An 18,090-nucleotide genomic window follows, 5' to 3' on the forward strand; every position below is an offset into this window, starting at 1 on the left:
AACTTTGCTTTTATCACCAGGACAAAGTGGTCACCGCGTGTTCATCGACTATTCCGAGTCCACACATTCGCACGGAACGCCAGCCGCGTCCGAAATCCAAGGCTTTCATACAGCCCTTTTGCTGGAGTGTTTGCTTCGGTCACCGTGAGCGTAATGGCTCGCGTACCCTTTTGTGCCAGTTGCGTGGCCACATGCCTCAGCAGCATCCTGCCCATTCCATAGCCACGCCGCCTTGGCGACACGCAAAGCTGCGTGATGTGTGCCACGCCAACATCCACTTTTGATACCAGCGCGATGGCCTCGAGCTGACTGCTACGTTCATCCCTCACGACAAAGCTGTTTTCCGCATCGAATACGCCGCATCCGGGAAAACGCACAATGTTGTGCAGGAACCGCAGCGATCCCTGTACGGTGCGGTATTGATCGTTGATATTGGAGTCGCCGTGGGCTTCATACGCGCGATGGATCAGGTCGCCCGCGGGCTGATAGCAGGGGGCCGTCCAGCGCACCAGCTTTAGATGTTGCGGCAGCTTCGGTAGCACCTCGTCCTCACGCCGAACCAGACTTCCTTCTGGAATCAGCTCTCGCATATCCGGCAGATTCACTTCCATGAACAGACGTGCGTGTGCATGAAACTCGTGTTCCTCGAACGGCTCCTGCAATTCGCTGCTCTCCAGCAGCAACTGCGATTCGATCCTGTCTACGCCCGGCGTATGTTGCAACATGGGCAGCAGGTGATGCAGCAGTGTGATCTCCAACTCGCGAGCATCTTCGCCTACAGCGAACACGTCGCCCACCACGGCCTTCTGCGTTTCATAGACGGAAAAACAATACCCATGCACCGCGCCCGTAGTGCGTTCCACCGCCACAAATCCCGGCAAAATGCGCGAATCCAGATAGCCCAGCAGCAGCGCGATGGATTCGGAATAGTCCCATCGCAGCCTGTCATGCCACAGCCGCCCCTCTTCCGCCAGCAATTCGCGGAGGTCGCGGCCCGTATACAGCCGCAGATCACGTATGTCGTATCGTTCCAGCACGTCTTCCCATCGCTGAGAGTAGACGGTTTTGTCTTTGTTTTGCAGGGTTTATGTAATTGGGGAACCTCTTTGGTTCCTACTGCAGGGCATCCACGTGATACACCGCGAGACCCTGCCACACATTCACAAACATCAGCTTGTAATGTCGCCAGGGTAGCAGCTTCTGCAGCAGGGCCGTATCGCCCGAACGAATCACCAGGATGTGTTCCTCGTTGGGAACGCCTGTGATTACGCTTTGTTTCTCTGTAGCGGACTCTTCCTGCAGGTAGTGGCGCAGTGGCTGGTTGCGATAAAAGCACAGCCCGTAATCCGTATCGCGTCGGATGTGGTGGGTCACCAGAAGCTTCACATCCGGCGCCATCTGCTGAATCTGTCGTGCCATGGGCCGCGCCGAATAGTTCTCATCCAGCAGCCAACCGTTACGGTGCAGCAGGAAAAATAGCAGGCATAACACCGGCACTAAAGTCAGTGGTCGTAGCCACTGCAGTCCAAACCGCCGTGTAAGAAGCACGATCGCTACGCCTGTCACCAGCGCAATTGATGCGGCCCACACCAGTGTTGGCAATGGTGGAATCATGCGTTGATACACCATGTACTGCGGGCACAGCAGTAGCACGAACGTCAGGATGCCGCACATCACTCCATGTGACACCATCAGCCAACGTGGCAATCCGGCGCGACGCACGCGATAGAGGTAGTCGCCGGTCAGAATCGTGATCGGGGGAATGGCGGGCAGAATATATCCCGGCAGTTTCGATCCGGAGAACGAAAAGAACACCACCGGAAAGATGGCCCACAGCACCAGAAACTCAGGGAACGCATCGCCCGCGCGCGTATGTCCCAGGTAACGCGCAGGCTTATGCCGCACACGCCACTCTGCCCACGCGATGTCCACGGAATCCCACAGCGCTCGCAACGCCACAACTGTCCACGGCATCAGTGCCAGCAGCAGCACAATCAGGTAATAGAACGGGTTCTGATGGTGCTGGTAGCGGTCTGACGCAAATCGCTGCAGATTCTGCTCAAACAGGAAGAACTTGTAAAACGTGGGATTGCGTAACTGCACCGCGATAAACCAGGGCAGCACGATCGCCAGGAACAGGCAGATGCCCGGCAGCCAGATCATGCGGCGCAGCACCTGCCATTCCCGTCTCAATCCAACAAACAGCAGGATGATGCTGACAGAAAGAAAGATGGCTACTGGCCCTTTGGCCAACGTGGCGATGCCGCCAAAGAAGTACAGGTCAAACAGCCAGAACTTCTTGCCTGTCTCGTACCATGCATACCAGCCCAGCATGCCGATGCAGAATGGTGCGGCAAGCTGCATATCCGTGCTTGCACCGCGCGCAAACGCGACAATCGCCACAGCAGACGCCGTAATCAGTGCAGCATCCAGGTGGCCACCTGCGCGGAATCTCCGCATATGCAGAAAGATCAGGAACACCAGAGCAAATGCGCCAGTAGCACTCGACAATCGCGCAGCCCAGTCGCTCTTGCCAAACTCCTTGTAGAAGCTCATGGTGCGCCAGTAATACAGCGCTGGCTTCTCCAGCCACGGATGACCGTACAGGATCGGCGTAATGGTCCCGCCTTCTGCGCAGAGAAAGCTCGCGTGGATGTCCTTCCAACGCAGCGAACGTGGGATTACCCGGGCATCCAATGCATGGCAGACAGCCGAGTGTTCTTCCAGCATCTCCACTGCAATTTGCGCATATCGCGGCTCATCCGCGCCCACCAGTCCAATCGCCGGTTGTGAAATCACTGCCGGCCCGACGCGAAATGGCACAAGACCGAAGAACAAGAGCGCCGCCGTTACGACGCACAACACTACCAGCTCGCGCAATGTGCATGCGGCTTCCGTCTGCATCCATGCGCGCCAACCCAGCGGCTGCGTGGAAAGATCATCCGGCGGAGTCGCCGATTCGTTCTGTATGGGTTCGTTCACGGTTTGGGACTGCCGAATCTGAGGCTAACAGACAGTCCCGGCGGACGCGGCACGTTCGATCTCTTCGTACATGGCAGCCAGCACACGCGTGACCGAAACATCGAATGGTCCCTCCAGCGTGCAACCTGCGGCGTTCCGGTGTCCGCCGCCACCAAGACGGCTGGCCACGGCAGAAACATCCACGCTTGACTTGGATCGCAGGGAAGTCCGAAACCCTACAGGTCCACCACAGGTTTCCCGCAGAAACACAGCAGCCTCTACGCCTGCAATGGAAATCAGATAATTCACCGTACCTTCAGAATCCTCATCCGTTGCGGAGAATTCTGTCAGGTCGTCCTGCGTAATCCACGACCATGCCACACCCTGCTCAATCCGTATCCGCGACAGCGCCCGCCCCAGCAGTTGAATGCGGCAGACCGGTACGCTATAGAGCACGTCGCGCGCCACGCTGTCCGCCTTTGCGCCCAGGTCAATCAGCGCATGCGCCAGGGTAAAGGTATCCGCCGACGTTCCGGGATAGGTGAACGAGCCCGTATCGGTCATCAGCGCTGTATATAGGCAGGTGGCAATCGCCGGGGTCACGTCCACACCCAGGGCCATCGCCACCTCAAACACCATCGCCGCCACCGCCGAGGCCTCTGGATCAATCCAGTTCAAGGTGCCGAAGTGTACTCCGGTCAGGTGGTGGTCGATATTCAGAATGCGCATGGCATCCAGCCCTGTCAGGCCGGTGCGCAGGGTGCCATCACATTCCAGGACGATGACCACGTCATACGCGGATGCATCCACCTCACGCGCCTGTCGAATCCGCCCAATACCTGGCAGCGTCCGGTACACCTGCGGTACGGGATCGGCCAGGACCATGTCCACCTCTTTGTCCATGCGGTGCAGAATGCTTCCCATGGCCAGCGTCGATCCCACCGCATCGCCATCCGGGCGTGCATGTGACGTTACCAGGAAACGGCGATGCTGCCGTATCTCCTCTGCAATCTGCTGCAAGGGCGTCTCCGCCGGCTCCGGCTGTGGATCGAAATCCTGCGACACATCATGGGAATAGCGCAAGGGTGTGAACGCCATCAGGATGGATTGGCCTCCGTGGCTCCGGCGCGTCGCCGTCCTTCACGTTTCTTCATCCGCGTCAGCAACGTGGTCATGCGCGCATTAATCTTCTCAGACCGGTCAATATGAAACGATAGATCCGGTAGATGTCGTGTCCCCATACGGTCGAGCAACTCGGCGCGAATGTAACCCTTGGCCGCGCGCAGGCCGTCGAGAGTGCGCTGCTCATCGCCCTCGTCGCCGTTTACAGCCACATACACATGGCCGCTCTTACCGCCGGGTTCCAGCGTTACCTCTGTCACCGTCACCGACCCGATGCGTGGATCGGAAAGTTCGCCGTCAATAATGACGCCAATTTCTTCCCGAAGCGTCTCCTGGACACGGTTCCGATGATGTTCTCTTGCGCGATGCTCCGGCATGGCAACTTCCCCGTTTCTGACAGTTCAGGATACCAAAGCAGGGGGCGTGGAAATCGGGGGAATAAAAACTTGGCGTTTCTGGTAACTTCCTGCATTCGTTCCGGTCATGTGAGACGTATTGAAAAGTGACAGGCTGTTTGAGAAGTAAGGAAAAATCGGGTGACGGCAACCGAAGACGAGTTTCGCGACATCGTTGAGAGCCACAGTTCCATGGTCTTTTCCGTGGCCCTGCGGCTTGTCGGCGACCGCGGTCTGGCAGAGGAAGTGGCCCAGGATGTCTTCCTGGAGCTGCATAACTGGCTTCCTCGGCTGGAAAGCGCGGACCACGTGCGTCACTGGCTTCGTCGCGTCGCCACCCACCGTTCGACAGACGCTCTCCGTCGCCGCAAGGTACGGCCAGAGGGCCAGTCCGACGAGTGGGAAGACAAACACGACCGCCCCGGCGATTCCGGCGGATCAGACTGCGGTTCTATGGGGGTTGCCATGGAACGTATGCTGCACAGCCTGCCGGAGGCACAACGTACCGTGCTGGTACTTCGTTATGGCGAAGATCTCACACCGGAAGAGATCGCCCGTACCACCGGTGATCCAGTGGCCACCGTAAAGAGCCATCTGCAGCGCGGCCTGCAACTCTTACGCCGCAAAGGATCGGTAGTTTTGAAGGAGTATGTCCGTGGATAAATTCGAGCGGAACGAACAGATGGAAATCGAGGAGTTGGAGCATGACTTGCGCGCATGTATGCGCCACGTTCCCGCCCCGGAAGGATTTACGGATCGCGTTATGCAGCGCGTCGCGACCCGCGAAGCTACACGAAAGCAGAAGAGTCGTCTTGCCGTCTTTGCTTCGGCCCACAAGCGAGCCGGATGGTGGACTCTCGTTGCCGCAACGCTTCTCTTCGCTATCGGTGGCGACATGGTGCATCTGCACCGCGTCCGCGAAGAACGGCGCGCGACCGAAGCGCAGCAGCAGCTTGATCTCGCTCTGCAGTTGACCAACCACGCTCTGGATCAGGTGGACACCAGCATGGAGCGCACCAGCGCCGCACGCTTCACCCAGATCGCGCTGGAACTGGCGAAATAACTTTTTGAACCCAGGTTTTTGAGGATAAGTACGATGAACGACACTCTTTCTCTCCGGCAATTCTCAGCAGCTGCCCTGCTGGTCTTCTGTACGACCGCAGGCCACGCACAGACCGCGACCACGTCTTCTGCCGGAAAACCGTATCTGCTGGCCATGCGCAGCGGGTCTGGCACAACGACACTCACCGCCAGCTTCACCGGCGAAGCTGCCCATGCCTATTCCGTCACGATGCATGACGATGGTTCGACAGAGGTTGCAGAACAGCCCTCTGTCGTGGGATTCGATCCGCAGGCGAAGGACGAACTCATGGAGGGGCTTGATCGCCTCGGCGCCAATGCCAAGGAACGCAACGAGGTCAACCTCGACAAGAACATGATGGCGCTCGGCAACCGCGATGGCCGTTACTCCGAGCTATCTTCGAAGATCGATCTCATCACTGTCCGCAACTATGAGTTTGCATCCAAGGGCCAGTACCAGAAAAGCGATCTGGACGGGCTGCGCCGCAAGCTGGAAGGCAACGGCTGGTCCCATGTCATCCGGAACGAAAGCGATGGCGAAAGCAATGACATTGTCATCAAGAGCGGTGGCGATGGTTTTATCAGCGACATGGTCATTCTCAACGCCGAATCACGTGAAGTGAATGTTGTCCACATTCGCGGCCACTTCCGTATGGAAGACGTCAACGGCGCGATGGGCCGTGTCATGGGCATCTCTCACGGCGCAGGAGCCAGTGCAATGGGGCCGCTCATGGGTATTACCGGCGGCAGCCACAGTTCTTCCCGAAGTAAATCAACATCCACAACCTCGGCAACTCCTGCCACACCCGCAACTCCTGCCACGCCGGCGACACCAGCCAGCCCGCGATAGAGTGCAAGGGAGTTCGATCGCAAATCAATAACAATGCCCCGGTTCACTTTGCGAACCGGGGCATTGTTGTTAGTAAACAGGGCAAGGGATTAGTCCCGGATGGAATCTTCCGACCGCAGATCGGAATGCTTCACCGCCACTCGCTCATCGAAGATGTAGCAGTCACCCTTCCACTGGCTCTGTTCCGCCGGAGTTTCCTCCAGGTAACGCAGAATACCGCCGCGTAGGTGATACACCTCTGGAAAGCCCTGCTGCAGCATATAGGCAGAAGCCTTTTCACAACGGATACCACCCGTGCAGAACATTGCCACCTTTGTATGCCGTGCTGGATCAAGATGTTCCTGGACCCATTGCGCGAAATCCGAAAACTTCTCCAGGGGCGGCATCACCGCGCCATCGAAAGTGCCAATTTCCGTTTCGTATGTGTTGCGGGTATCCAGCAGAAGCACATCGGGGCTGGAAATCAGTTCGTTCCAGCGCGCAGATTCCACATAGGTGCCCGGTCGCGTCGGGTCCACCGGTGAATCCGCGCGAAAGGTAATGATCTCGCGCTTGCGCTTGAACTTCAGGCGACGAAACGGCGGCTTTTCGCTGGAGGAAAACTTTACTTCTGCGCGGTCTAACCCTGCGCGTTCTCTCAGTAAATTCAGGAATCGTTCCATCGTCTCCGCTGAGCCTGCCATCGTGCCATTGACCCCTTCCGGTGCCAGCAGCGTGGTGCCGCGCAGATCCGTGAGCGCAAATGTCTCATGCAGTTCGTCACGCAGAGCCTGCGGATCGGTGAGGGCGAAGAAGCGATAAAAGGCAGCGACCGTGTACATCCTGCTTCCAGTGTAAAAGCCGTGCGGCCGTGACGACCGGTTGCATGGAAACAAAAGGGTTCGTTTGTAGAACGAATCTTTATGAAAACGATGATGTTAATAGCCAATCGTCGGCCTATCCCGCGTTCGCGCCGGGGCGCCGGAACAATGCCCAAAAATGGAAATTTACCGAGTGTTCATCTTGCGATAAACCCTGCTCAGGTCTTCTTGAAGTGAAGATCCCTTAATTCGGCGATCCGTCTCACCCTGGAGTTTCTGCATGCGTGTCATACGTGTGTTGGCGATGTTCGCCTTCGCGATGCTTTGGTCTGTGTCTGGTACAGGTCAGTCCCGCCACGACTATCTGGCCAACAATGTTCTGCTCATTGTCCGTCACTCGGAAAAACCGGACAAGTCAGATAAGTCAGTTGACAGCCACGGACTTACGCCGCAGGGCGAGGCGCGCGCCAAGGCTTATGTGAACTATTTCCAGCACTTTCAGGACGGCGATCTGTCCTTTGCCGTGGATGGTCTTTACGCAGGGGCAGACAGCGACGAAAGTATGCGGCCACGATTGACGTTGGAGCCTCTGCATGCCGCCACGGGTATGCCTCTCCACAGCGACATTGGCACGAAGGACAATGCGCTGCTGGTGAAGGAACTGCGTGACAGCCCGCATGGAACACATCCGCTGATTTCATGGCGGCACGGTCAGATTCCAGCATTGCTGGAGGCTTTCGGCGCTTCGAAGACTTTGATACCTGACAGCAAGTGGCCGGACGATGTGTATGACTGGGTGATTGTCCTGTCGTTCGACGCAAACGGCAAACTCACTTCACAACGGCTGATCCATGAGGACCTGAAGATCGCGCTGCGGTAAGAGCCTGATCGCGGTAACGCGAATGAACATACTGGTCATCGAAGACGATACGCGGATTGCAGCCCTGGTGAACCGTGCACTGCGTGAAGAAGGCCACCGTGTGAGCATTTGCTATGACGGACATGAAGGTGAGGAGTGCCTGTTAAACGGACAGTTTGACGTCGCTCTGCTGGACATCCTTCTTCCCGGTATTGATGGCTTTACTGTGTTGGAGCGTGTGCGCCGCAAGTTGTGCAAGACACCCATCCTGATGCTGACGGCGGTGGATGCAGTGCCAAAGATCGTGGATGCTTTCGATCGTGGTGCAGATGATTACCTGGTGAAGCCATTCATCCTGGAGATCCTGCTGGCTCGGGTAACAGCGCTTGGCCGACGCGTTATTCGCGAAGATCCGCAAGCGCTCAGCGCGGGCGATATCGTTCTGGATCCGGGCCGTCGAGTTGCTATCCGCAATCGCAAAGAGATCGCGCTGACACGCAAGCAATACGTGCTGCTGGAAACTCTGATGCGCCGCAAAGGCCTTGTCACTTCGCGCGAGCAGTTAATTGAAGCTGGCTGGGAATTTGCGGCAGACGTAAAGGAGAACACGCTGGATGTGTATATCCACGGGCTGCGCTCAAAACTTCAGGTAGATCACACGGTGATCCGTACGGTGCATGGCATCGGCTACATCTTTGAAGAGGGATAGGCTGATGCTTTCGGTGCGCGCAAAACTCGCGCTGTTGTATTCGCTTGTCATGTTCACAGGGCTGGTGCTCTTCGGCATGCTGACGTACGGTCTGCTGCACTATGAACTCATCCAGGGCAAACAAACACATCTGGATGGGCGAGAGGCGCGACTCATCAGTCTTCTGCAAACGAATGAGGCTTCGCGTACGCAGGCCAGCATCATCGAGCAGTTGAAGAACTACGCTCTGGTGACGCACGAAGGCAATCTCTTCCACATACGTAATGCGGATGGCTCGTGGATGTTTCCTACGGATCAACCAGGGCCAGACCTGCCACAATCGGAGGGATGCGAACATCCAACCTACGGCACGGTCATCCTTCAGGGTGGGCCGGTATTAGTGTTGTGCCATGCCATGTTGCTGAAGGGGCAACCGGTGCGTCTCTACATCGGTGGCGTGCTGGATGAAGAGGCCATCATCCTCAGCAGGTACCGCAACGCGCTGTTCCTTCTCTTGCCTGCGCTGCTGATTGTGGCATCGGTCAGCGGATATCTTTTGAGCCGCCATGCTTTGAAGCCGGTGGATCGTATTACGCGTGCCGCATTGGAAATTGGTGTTGGCAATCTCTCCAGCAGATTGCCCGTGCCCACGGCGCGTGATGAAGTGCAGAACCTGGTGATTGCCTGGAATCAGCTATTGGCAAGGCTTGAAGCTGCGGTGTTGCGACTGAGCCGCTTCTCCGCAGATGCATCGCATGACATTCGTACTTCCATCACCGTCATGCTGGCGACGGCACAGCTCTCGTTAATTCGCCCACGCGAAGAAGACGAATATAGGCATGACCTGGAGAAGATTGTCACGGAGTGCCGCACTGCCACTACGCTGCTGGATGCGTTGCTGACGCTTGCGCAGAGCGACAACTTCATCAATGAAGTGCAGTTTAAGCGGGTTGATTTATCAGAGTTGGTCGTAAGTGGATGCCGGCGTGTGGAAGACCTTGCCGAATCCTGCAGCATCTACCTTGACTGGCAACTTCCAGAGCAATCGATCAGCGTTAACGGCGATGAGGTTTTATTGCAGCGCCTGCTCGGCATCCTGCTGGACAACGCGATTCGCTATACGCCGCAGCATGGCGAAATTCGAGTAGAGGTTTCCTGGGGCGGGATGCGACCGCGCGTTACGGTGCGCGATACCGGTGTGGGCATGCCGGAAAGCGTGCGCGCGCATGTCTTCGATCGCTTTTATCAGGCGGATCTGCGAGAAGGGAAATCGCGCGCTGGCAATGGTCTTGGCCTTTCCATCGGGAGATGGATTGCAGACGCTCACGGTGCGGATTTAGCGGTGGAAAGTACACCTCTTCAGGGGTCCACATTCCACATCGATTTCCCTGAAGGAGACGAACTGCACGTTTCCAGCGAAGCGATTGCGGAGTTGTCTCAATTCTGAAAAGGCTCTGAAGCAGACCTGAAATCCATCTGAATTTCAACAGAAATGCGCATAGGCGCGACATCTACAAGGTCAAATTCACAGTCCTGCAATGGTTTTCTCTCTGTTCTTTCAAAAAGCACCCCTAGTCTCGCCCCTGATATGACTCAACTCAATCGCTTCACGGCTGCTCTGGGCCTGCTCTTTTGTGCCTCCCTGGCAGCGCAACAGGCTGCGACAACCCCGCCTTCGCCCAAGGCAGTAAAGACTTCGCGCTTTCTTCTTGGGTCTGCCCTGGATACCAGCCTGATCGTGGGGCATCCTCCAAGTGATACCTCCGCAGCCACCGTGCGGGAGTTGGAGCAACTGCACAAGCTGGAAGCAGCCCGCACACCGCAGGATGTGCAGGCAGCCCAGGCAGATGACGTAGAGCAGGACATTTTCATTTATCGCAATATCTTCGGCAGCGGATTCACGGCGGAGAATCTGCCGCAACTGGCTGCACTTTCCACGGACGTGCATAACGAAGAAGCCGTGGCCAGCACACCGCTGAAGAACGCATTCGCGCGTCCGCGACCGTACCAGTTGGATAGCACGCTGCACCCTGCTTGCAAGATCACGACCGAGCACAACTCCTACCCCAGTGGCCACACGCTCTCCGGCTATCTGTTGGGCTACACGATGGCCTACATCGCTCCTGATAAGAAGGACCTGATCCTGGCGCGCACAGACGTCTACGCGCAGCATCGGCTGACCTGCGGAGTGCACTACGCCAGTGATCTAGTGGCAGCCCGCGAGATAGCCTCCGCCATGTTCGGCGCAATGCTTACGAACCCTGTGTTCCGCGCGCGGCTTGTCGCGGCCCAGCAGGAGTTGCAGCAACGACTCACAGTAACGGCGTCACGTTAAGCGCGCCGCTGTTCTTACAGCCAGCTTTTACAAACAACATTTTCTCGGAGGTTACGGATGACGAATAGAAAGACTTTGTTGCAGTGTGCACGCGCGCCACTGTTTGCTGTTGGCGCTGCGTTTCTGGTCACAACGCATATGGCCGTTGCGCAAATAGCTGCGTCCATCACGGGTACAGTTCTGGATGCCAAGGGTAGTTCCATTTCGCACGCCACCGTTACTATCACCGCTGAAAATGGCGGAGCGGTTGCACGCAGCACGGTCACCGATGCGCAGGGACACTTTAGCGTTACAGGACTGCCCCATGGCCGTTATCGCGTCGAGGCTGCCTCCACGGGATTTACCTCCACAGTGAAGACTGGCGTGACGGTAGCAGGAAGCGAGGCGACAGACCTCTCCATGACGCTCAACATCGGATCGGTAGCGACCGAGGTGAATGTTGAAGCAGACCCAACGCATTCTGTCGCTGCCGCACTTGCTCCCATGGATACACCACTGGATGCTCGTTCTGCGCGCACGGTGATTACGCAGCACTTTCTCCGCAACTTTACGTCACCCGTAGCTGACTTTGGCGAAGCTGTGGCGATGGCGCCGGGTACCTTCACAACGAACGGCAATGGTGTGGGACTCGGACAATCGAGCACTTACTTCCGCGGCTTTCCTGACGGTAACTACGACATTGATTTTGACGGCATCCCTTTCTACGACACCAACACTCCGACGCATCACTCGTGGGCATTTTTCCCATCGCAGTTCCTTGGCGGCATTGATTTCGATCGCAGCCCGGGTTCTGCTTCCACCATTGGCCCCACGCCTTTTGGTGGATCCATCCATCTTCTATCGAAGCCTGTATCGCCGGTCAGCAACATCCGCGGCAGTGTTGCTTATGGCTCGTTTAATACTCAGCTCTATAACTTCGAATATGACTCGGGCGGTCTGCTGCCCGGTAAGAAGTTGAACTTTTCCATCGATGTGCATCACATGCAGTCTGATGGCTACCAGACCTTCAATCATCAGACACGCAATGCGGGTGCCATCAAGGCTCAGTACAAATTCTCAGACAAGACGTATCTTTCGGGATTTTCCGGTGTGATCTGGCTGGATGCGAATACCCCCAACTTCAATGCAACTCGCTGCCAGATGTATGGCGCACAGAATGGCTATACGTGCACTGGAACGTTGGCGCCCTTTGCGGGTTCGGGAATCAACTTCCTGCTCACGGATAACTCCGATCCAGTGAACTATCTGAATAATCAGTACAACTACTACCACGTTCCCACAGATTTTGAGTACGTGGGCGTGCATTCAGAGTTTGGAAAGAATTTCATTCTGGATGTGAAGCCGTATACCTATAACTACGACAACGGCGAGAAATACTCGAATGCCACACCCATCACGGAACTGACTTCCATCAATGGCTCCAAAACCTATAACGGTATGCCGATTGCACCATGCAACGTGCAGGTGGCGAAGAAGGGAGTCAGCGCGCTCCCTTGCGGTGTGGATAAGTACAACAGTTACCGCAAGTATGGTGAGACTTCTACGCTGAGCCAGGTGTCGCGCTTCGGAATCCTGCGCGCAGGCATGTGGTATGAGTGGGCTGCAACTAACCGGCACCAGTTTCCTTCTGATCCGCTGAATAACTGGGCCAATCAACCCCTCTCCAACTTCAACGAATCGTTCTGGACAAACTCTTTTCAGCCGTATGCGGAATATGATTTTCACGTAACCCGCAAGCTCGACGTAACGGCCGGAACGAAGTTTGCTCACTACAACATTCAGACCAAGCAGTATGCCGACAACGGAAAAACGATTGGTGGTCTGGGTACAAATGATCCGAATTCCTTCATTACAAATTCGGGCACGTATTCAGCGTGGTTGCCCTCTATTGACGGAAACTACAAGCTCACCAGCAACTGGTCTGCCTATGCTCAGTTAGCCACGGGAAGTGTTGTGCCCCCGAGCAAGGTCTTTGACTATAAGCAGAGTGCAACGGGAATACCTGTGAAGACGCAGCCGAAGCAGCAGCGCTCCACAACCTATCAGTTCGGTAGCATCGTCAAGCTGCGACACGTGACCTTTAATGCGGATTTCTATCACACGCGTTTCCAGAACAGCTATTCATCCACGCTTGATCCGTCGGGCGAGCCGATCTACTTCCTGCAGCCCAGCTCCATCACCAAGGGCTTTGAAGCAGAGAGCAATATCTACATTGCGCACGGCTTAAGTGTGTATCTGAATGCAACGGTTGGCCGCGCCACCTATGTGGGCAATCTCGCAGTAAGCTGCACGTCTGGAGCTACGGGCTGCGGTACATCGACAGCGCAGTTGACGCTCGCCGCACCTTCCGGTCTGTGGGTCGCCAACACCCCATCGGATACGCAAACGGAAGCTGTGACGTATCAGCACAAAGCGTGGGACGCAGGTATCTTCAACAAGCGGGTGGGGACGCTGTACCAGGACAATGGTCAGTACCACAATCAGGCAACCATCAATCCCTTCTCCGCGACGAATCTTTTCTTCAACTACACAGTCCGCAATGGTGGACGATTTGACCAGACCAAGATTCGTCTGAGCTTCAATAACCTCTTTGACCAACACAGCATTACAGGAACCAGCATCGCGGGTACCGCGTTGACGCAGAACATTGCGGCAAACGGAACCACTTATGTTGACCCGTTCAACACCACTGGACAAACACCCATCAACGGTGGAGACAACGTCAGTGTTCTTCCTGGTCGCAGCGTTATGCTCTCGGTTACCTTCGGCCTGTCGCCAAAACGTTGATCTTCTCTTCAGGGCGGCGGCGTCACATAGGCGCAGTCGCCCTATTTTCTTTGGGGGAAAGGACTTCGAAGCGCGCATGTCGTTGGAGATGGAAGAGGGAAGTGATGGTGACCCGGGCAGGAGTCCAACCTGCGACCTTCGCCTTAGGAGTGCGCCGCTCTATGCAACTGAGCTACCGGGCCACGTCCGTTTAGTGTACCTGCTTCCGGGGTGCCGCTTTGGTAAACTTAATACTTGAGGTTCTCATGCCCGAAATTACCCGCCGGAAGGCCGTCACCGTCAAGATTGGCAACGTTCGCGTCGGCTCCGATGCTCCGGTAGTCGTGCAGTCGATGACGAACACCGACACCGCCGACATCGAAAGTTCTATTCAGCAGATTGCCGCTCTCGCACGTGCTGGCAGCGAGATGGTACGCGTTACTGTCAACAACGATGATGCCGCGAAGGCCCTGCCGTACATCGTGGAAGGTATCCGCAAGAAGGGATGGGAGACACCCATCATCGGCGACTTCCACTACAACGGCCATCAGCTGCTCGCAAAGTATCCTGACTGTGCACAGGCGCTCGCCAAGTACCGTATCAATCCCGGCAACTGCTCCATCGGTCGCAAGGACGACGACAATTTTCGCACCATGATTGAAGTTGCCGTAAAGCATCAGAAGCCCGTCCGCATTGGCGTGAACTGGGGATCGCTGGACCAGGCGCTGCTGACAAAGATGATGGATGAGAACAACCAGTTGGCTAATCCTCTGCCTGCGCGTGAGGTCATGCTGGAGACAATGGTGCGCTCCGCGCTGGACAACGCTGCAGCGGCGGAACGTTACGGCCTTCGTCGTGATCAGATCGTCCTCTCGGCCAAGGTCAGCGGCGTTTGCGACCTGATTGATGTCTATAGCGAACTCGCCTCACGCACGGACCATGCACTGCACCTCGGCCTCACGGAAGCCGGCATGGGCATGAAGGGGACGGTGGCTTCTACTGCTGGCCTCGCGCCGCTGCTGCTGAAGGGCATTGGCGATACCATCCGCGTGTCGCTTACGCCGACGCCGGGCGGCGACCGCAGTGAGGAAGTGCGTTGTGCGCAACAGATCCTGCAGGCACTCTCTATCCGCAGCTTCGCACCGCAGGTCACAAGCTGTCCCGGTTGTGGTCGCACTACGTCGACGTACTTCCAGATGCTGGCGGAGCAGGTGCAGAACTACATCACGTCGTCGATGCCCGACTGGAAGGTTAACTACCCCGGCGTCGAAGAGATGAAGCTGGCCGTCATGGGCTGCATCGTGAACGGACCGGGCGAGTCCAAACATGCCAACATCGGCATCTCGCTGCCGGGTACGTTCGAGGAGCCGAAGGCGCCCGTCTACATTGACGGTAAGCTGGCCATGACTCTCAAGGGCGACCACATTGTGGATGAGTTCAAGGTCATCCTGGATGACTATGTGAAGAGCCACTACGGCAAAGCGCAGGTGGAAGAGCTGGTCTCCGCGTAGTTCACTTACCTGCATATACACAAAGGCGCATGCTCTCTGCATGCGCCTTTGCCGTTGGTGCAGGCGCTATGAAGGCAGCGTGATCTCCTTCGCTACGTCTGCGAGTATCTCGTAGGAGCGGAGACGGTCTGCCTGCTCATAGGTGTCCGTTACTGCGAAGACCTCGTCCACTCCAAGCCAGTCCACCGTGCGCTGTAGCCGTGTCTTCACGCCTTCGCGATCACCTACAACGGCAAGTGCAAGCCGCGCTGCGACGGCGTCGGCTTCGCTGGAGTTCCATAGGCCTTCCATGGAGTCCACCGGGGGGCGTACCTCGATGGGCTGGTTGCGTATCAGGGATAGGAAGCGTTGCTGCGGTGTGGTGAATAGCCGCTTGGCATGTGCTTCGGTGTCGGCGGCGATCACGGGGAGGCCGACCATGGCGTATGGCTTGTCCAGCACGTCCGATGGTGTGAAGTGGCGGCGGTAGAGTTCCATGGCCGGTTCCACATACTGCGGTGCGAAGTGTGCCGCGAAGGCGAAGGGCAGACCCAGATGGCCTGCAAGCTGGGCGGAGTAGCCGCTGCTGCCTAGCAGGGTGATGGGTACGTGGGTGCCTTCGCCGGGGACGGCGTGGACGATCTGGCCGGGCTTGGGGTCGCCGAGATACTGACGCAGTTCCGCTACCAGGTCGGGGAAGTCGTCGCCGCTGCTGGTGCGGCGGAGGGCGCGCATGGTGGGCATGTCCGAACCAGGTGCGCGGCCCAGTCCCAGGTCGATGCGGTTGGGATACATGGATGCCAGCGTGCCGAACTGCTCGGCGACTACTAATGGCGCGTGGTTGGGCAGCATGATGCCGCCGCTGCCAACGCGGATGGCGGATGTCTTATCCGCTACATGACCGATGAGGATGGCGGTTGCCGAACAGGCGAGGCCGCGGATGCTGTGGTGTTCTGCCAACCAGAAGCGCTTGTAGCCGAGACGCTCTACGTGCTGCGCCGTTTCCACGCTGCGGGCGATGGCGTTGCCCGTGGATTCGTCGGGACGCATACCAACCAGATCGAGTACAGAAACCTGTAATTGCCTGCTCATGGATATTGGATGATGCTTCGATGGACATCGAACCATAGCCTGGAATGCGGCGATAATGGAGCGATATGACACGCGCCAAAGCCTTTCTGAGCCGACCTTTGCCTGCAACCGTGGAAGCTGCCATTGCGACCCACTTCGATGTCGTTCGCGCGGATGGTGATCGAATTCTTCCGGCTGCGGAAGTGGTGGAGGGGGCACAGGGTTGCCGGGCGGTGTTTGTGTCGGCCATGCAGCCGATGGGGCGTGAGGTGATCGCGGCGCTGCAGCCGGAGCTGAAGGCTATTGGCACGGTGTCCGTGGGGTATAACCATGTGGACCTGGATGCCTGCCGGGAGTATGGCGTGAGCGTCTTCTACTCACCGGGTGTGCTGTCCGATGCGTGCGCCGATCTGGCTGTGATGCTGGTCCTGAACGCCGCGCGTCGCGGACATGAGGCTGAGGCGCTGGTGCGCAGCGGCACATGGCAGGGTTATAGCAATGTGCAGTTGCTGGGGATCGGGTTGACCGGTCGTCGTGCGGGCATCCTTGGTATGGGCCGCATCGGACAGGCGATTGCTGCGCGTCTGCGGGGTTTTGGCACGGAGATTCACTACCACAATCGTCGTCAACTCTCCGCTGCGGAGGAGTTGGGTGCGACTTACCATGCGACGGCGGAAGAGCTGTTGCGTGTGAGTGACTTCCTGGTGTTGTGCGCGCCGGGAACGCCGGAGCTGCACCGCTTCCTGAACCGTGAGCGCATTGCTCTGCTGCCGGAGAACGCTGTGGTGGTGAATGTGTCTCGCGGCGATACGGTCGATGACGATGCGTTGATTGAGGCGTTGCGGTCAAAGCGTGTGTTTGCGGCGGGGCTGGATGTGTATGCGAATGAGCCTGCGCTTGATCCGCGGTATATCGAGTTGGAGAATGTGTTCCTGACGCCGCATATTGCCAGCGCTACGACGGATACTCGTCATGCGATGGGGATGCTGGTGCTGAACGGCATCCTGGCGCATGATGCAGGGGAAATGCCTGAAAATCAGCTTTGCTAGTGGGGTACCCCTCCACCCTGTTTTGTAGAATCGTCTTTCTAAAGCCTTTAGCTGTTAGCTTTTGGCTCTTAGCTTGTCCCTTTTTCTATTTTAGTGGTTTGGGGGAAATAACCTGCCAACTCTATTTCTTTTGGTTTGTTGGGGTTGGGTGGGTTAGGGGCTTGACAGCACTTCGTGCCGTTCTCGAAGTCTTCGACGTTTGGCCAGCCATGGTCGTTCCGTGGGCGCGCGGGGTTTGTCTCATGCTCCTGTTTATCTTTTTGGCCGCGCGGTTTTCTTGATTTGTGAGTCTCTTTACGGCAGGGCTGAAGCCCTGCCCTTCCGAAAGAAGACGCGCTTTGCGCGATGGAGCTTCGCTGGGAGAGGAACTTCGTTCGTTTGAGCTTCGCTTTTGCGAAGCTGGTTTGGGTTTGTGACTGGAAGGATTTGAATGCGTAGGTTGCGAGAAGATGCGTTGGGATTCTTCGCTTTGCTCAGAATGACGGTCGTTGACCGTACGAGCTTTGTTGGGATGGTCTTTGATCGTTGGAGCTTCGTAGTGCTCAGGATGACGGTCTTCGGCCGTTGGAGCTTTGCTGGACGCACTTTGTGCGTTGGATCGCTCCTTTGGAGCGATGCCCAGGT

At 57.0% G+C, this 18,090-nt stretch carries 16 protein-coding genes and 1 tRNA gene; 10 read left to right on the forward strand and 7 right to left on the reverse strand.

Translation table 11 applies throughout. The features are described from left to right. Positions 1-41: 41 nt before the first annotated feature. The 4 genes from AB6729_RS00655 to rbfA form a co-directional block, all read right to left on the reverse strand. The gene (locus tag AB6729_RS00655) at positions 42-1,037 is read right to left on the reverse strand and encodes a GNAT family N-acetyltransferase (protein WP_371079632.1); all 996 of its coding nucleotides are present in this window, start codon (positions 1,035-1,037) and stop codon (positions 42-44) included. A gap of 76 nt (positions 1,038-1,113) precedes the next feature. After that, on the reverse strand, positions 1,114-2,982 hold the full coding sequence (locus AB6729_RS00660) for an ArnT family glycosyltransferase (RefSeq protein ID WP_371079633.1): 1,869 nt from the start codon (positions 2,980-2,982) through the stop codon (positions 1,114-1,116). Positions 2,983-3,006: 24 nt separating this feature from the next. Next, on the reverse strand, positions 3,007-4,059 hold the full coding sequence (locus AB6729_RS00665; protein ID WP_371079634.1) for a bifunctional oligoribonuclease/PAP phosphatase NrnA: 1,053 nt from the start codon (positions 4,057-4,059) through the stop codon (positions 3,007-3,009). Next, the gene (gene rbfA, locus AB6729_RS00670) at positions 4,059-4,460 is read right to left on the reverse strand and encodes a 30S ribosome-binding factor RbfA (protein ID WP_371079635.1); all 402 of its coding nucleotides are present in this window, start codon (positions 4,458-4,460) and stop codon (positions 4,059-4,061) included. Before rbfA ends, AB6729_RS00665 begins: the two co-directional genes overlap by 1 nt. A gap of 159 nt (positions 4,461-4,619) precedes the next feature. On the opposite strand from rbfA, the gene AB6729_RS00675 reads away from it, so the two are divergent. Genes AB6729_RS00675 through AB6729_RS00685 form a run of 3 tightly spaced genes read left to right on the forward strand, consistent with a single transcriptional unit; the run spans position 4,620 to position 6,408 of the window. Next, positions 4,620-5,141 carry an RNA polymerase sigma factor gene (locus tag AB6729_RS00675; protein ID WP_371079636.1) on the forward strand — a complete coding sequence of 174 codons (522 nt, stop codon included), beginning with the start codon at positions 4,620-4,622 and terminating at the stop codon, positions 5,139-5,141. Next, positions 5,134-5,541 (forward strand): hypothetical protein, encoded by a 408-nt coding sequence (locus AB6729_RS00680; protein ID WP_371079637.1) that lies wholly within the window; start codon positions 5,134-5,136, stop codon positions 5,539-5,541. Before AB6729_RS00675 ends, AB6729_RS00680 begins: the two co-directional genes overlap by 8 nt. A 33-nt stretch (positions 5,542-5,574) precedes the next feature. After that, complete coding sequence (locus tag AB6729_RS00685; RefSeq protein WP_371079638.1) at positions 5,575-6,408, forward strand: DUF4252 domain-containing protein; 834 nt, start codon at positions 5,575-5,577, stop codon at positions 6,406-6,408. A gap of 89 nt (positions 6,409-6,497) precedes the next feature. On the opposite strand, the gene AB6729_RS00690 is transcribed toward AB6729_RS00685, so the two are convergent. Next, positions 6,498-7,229 carry a rhodanese-related sulfurtransferase gene (locus AB6729_RS00690; protein ID WP_371079639.1) on the reverse strand — a complete coding sequence of 244 codons (732 nt, stop codon included), beginning with the start codon at positions 7,227-7,229 and terminating at the stop codon, positions 6,498-6,500. A 259-nt stretch (positions 7,230-7,488) separates the two neighbouring features. Between AB6729_RS00690 and AB6729_RS00695 the strand changes: the two genes are divergently transcribed. From AB6729_RS00695 to AB6729_RS00715, 5 genes are all read left to right on the forward strand, one after another. Continuing rightward, positions 7,489-8,088 (forward strand): hypothetical protein, encoded by a 600-nt coding sequence (locus AB6729_RS00695; RefSeq protein WP_371079640.1) that lies wholly within the window; start codon positions 7,489-7,491, stop codon positions 8,086-8,088. A gap of 22 nt (positions 8,089-8,110) precedes the next feature. Beyond that, positions 8,111-8,776 carry a response regulator transcription factor gene (locus AB6729_RS00700; RefSeq protein WP_371079641.1) on the forward strand — a complete coding sequence of 222 codons (666 nt, stop codon included), beginning with the start codon at positions 8,111-8,113 and terminating at the stop codon, positions 8,774-8,776. A 4-nt stretch (positions 8,777-8,780) separates the two neighbouring features. Next, on the forward strand, positions 8,781-10,202 hold the full coding sequence (locus tag AB6729_RS00705; RefSeq protein ID WP_371079642.1) for an ATP-binding protein: 1,422 nt from the start codon (positions 8,781-8,783) through the stop codon (positions 10,200-10,202). A 141-nt stretch (positions 10,203-10,343) separates the two neighbouring features. Then, a complete protein-coding gene (locus AB6729_RS00710; protein WP_371079643.1) occupies positions 10,344-11,090 on the forward strand; it encodes a phosphatase PAP2 family protein in 747 nt (248 codons plus the stop codon). Between the two features lie 57 nt (positions 11,091-11,147). Next, positions 11,148-13,877 carry a TonB-dependent receptor gene (locus AB6729_RS00715; RefSeq protein WP_371079644.1) on the forward strand — a complete coding sequence of 910 codons (2,730 nt, stop codon included), beginning with the start codon at positions 11,148-11,150 and terminating at the stop codon, positions 13,875-13,877. A gap of 105 nt (positions 13,878-13,982) precedes the next feature. On the opposite strand, the gene AB6729_RS00720 is transcribed toward AB6729_RS00715, so the two are convergent. Further along, a tRNA-Arg gene (locus AB6729_RS00720) sits at positions 13,983-14,059 on the reverse strand. A gap of 63 nt (positions 14,060-14,122) precedes the next feature. Here AB6729_RS00720 and ispG point away from each other — a divergent pair. Further along, entirely contained in the window at positions 14,123-15,367 is a 1,245-nt protein-coding gene (gene ispG / locus AB6729_RS00725; RefSeq protein WP_371079645.1) for a flavodoxin-dependent (E)-4-hydroxy-3-methylbut-2-enyl-diphosphate synthase, read from the forward strand. A 66-nt stretch (positions 15,368-15,433) separates the two neighbouring features. On the opposite strand, the gene AB6729_RS00730 is transcribed toward ispG, so the two are convergent. Continuing rightward, positions 15,434-16,438 (reverse strand): LLM class flavin-dependent oxidoreductase, encoded by a 1,005-nt coding sequence (locus tag AB6729_RS00730; protein WP_371079646.1) that lies wholly within the window; start codon positions 16,436-16,438, stop codon positions 15,434-15,436. 65 nt (positions 16,439-16,503) lie between these two features. Here AB6729_RS00730 and AB6729_RS00735 point away from each other — a divergent pair, with 65 nt between their 5' ends. After that, entirely contained in the window at positions 16,504-17,466 is a 963-nt protein-coding gene (locus AB6729_RS00735; RefSeq protein WP_371079647.1) for a 2-hydroxyacid dehydrogenase, read from the forward strand. Positions 17,467-18,090 lie beyond the last annotated feature (624 nt).

The organism is Terriglobus sp. RCC_193 (assembly GCF_041355105.1).
In the GTDB taxonomy this organism is placed as follows: Bacteria; Acidobacteriota; Terriglobia; order Terriglobales; family Acidobacteriaceae; genus Terriglobus.

Coding starts and splice junctions, on each gene's coding strand:
- AB6729_RS00665 (WP_371079634.1), bottom strand. CDS start 4,059: ATGGCGTTCACACCCTTGCGCTATTCCCATGATGTGTCGCAGGATTTC.
- rbfA (WP_371079635.1), bottom strand. CDS start 4,460: ATGCCGGAGCATCGCGCAAGAGAACATCATCGGAACCGTGTCCAGGAG.
- AB6729_RS00715 (WP_371079644.1), top strand. CDS start 11,148: ATGACGAATAGAAAGACTTTGTTGCAGTGTGCACGCGCGCCACTGTTT.
- AB6729_RS00710 (WP_371079643.1), top strand. CDS start 10,344: ATGACTCAACTCAATCGCTTCACGGCTGCTCTGGGCCTGCTCTTTTGT.
- AB6729_RS00690 (WP_371079639.1), bottom strand. CDS start 7,229: ATGTACACGGTCGCTGCCTTTTATCGCTTCTTCGCCCTCACCGATCCG.
- ispG (WP_371079645.1), top strand. CDS start 14,123: ATGCCCGAAATTACCCGCCGGAAGGCCGTCACCGTCAAGATTGGCAAC.
- AB6729_RS00685 (WP_371079638.1), top strand. CDS start 5,575: ATGAACGACACTCTTTCTCTCCGGCAATTCTCAGCAGCTGCCCTGCTG.
- AB6729_RS00730 (WP_371079646.1), bottom strand. CDS start 16,438: ATGAGCAGGCAATTACAGGTTTCTGTACTCGATCTGGTTGGTATGCGT.
- AB6729_RS00695 (WP_371079640.1), top strand. CDS start 7,489: ATGCGTGTCATACGTGTGTTGGCGATGTTCGCCTTCGCGATGCTTTGG.
- AB6729_RS00700 (WP_371079641.1), top strand. CDS start 8,111: ATGAACATACTGGTCATCGAAGACGATACGCGGATTGCAGCCCTGGTG.
- AB6729_RS00705 (WP_371079642.1), top strand. CDS start 8,781: ATGCTTTCGGTGCGCGCAAAACTCGCGCTGTTGTATTCGCTTGTCATG.
- AB6729_RS00735 (WP_371079647.1), top strand. CDS start 16,504: ATGACACGCGCCAAAGCCTTTCTGAGCCGACCTTTGCCTGCAACCGTG.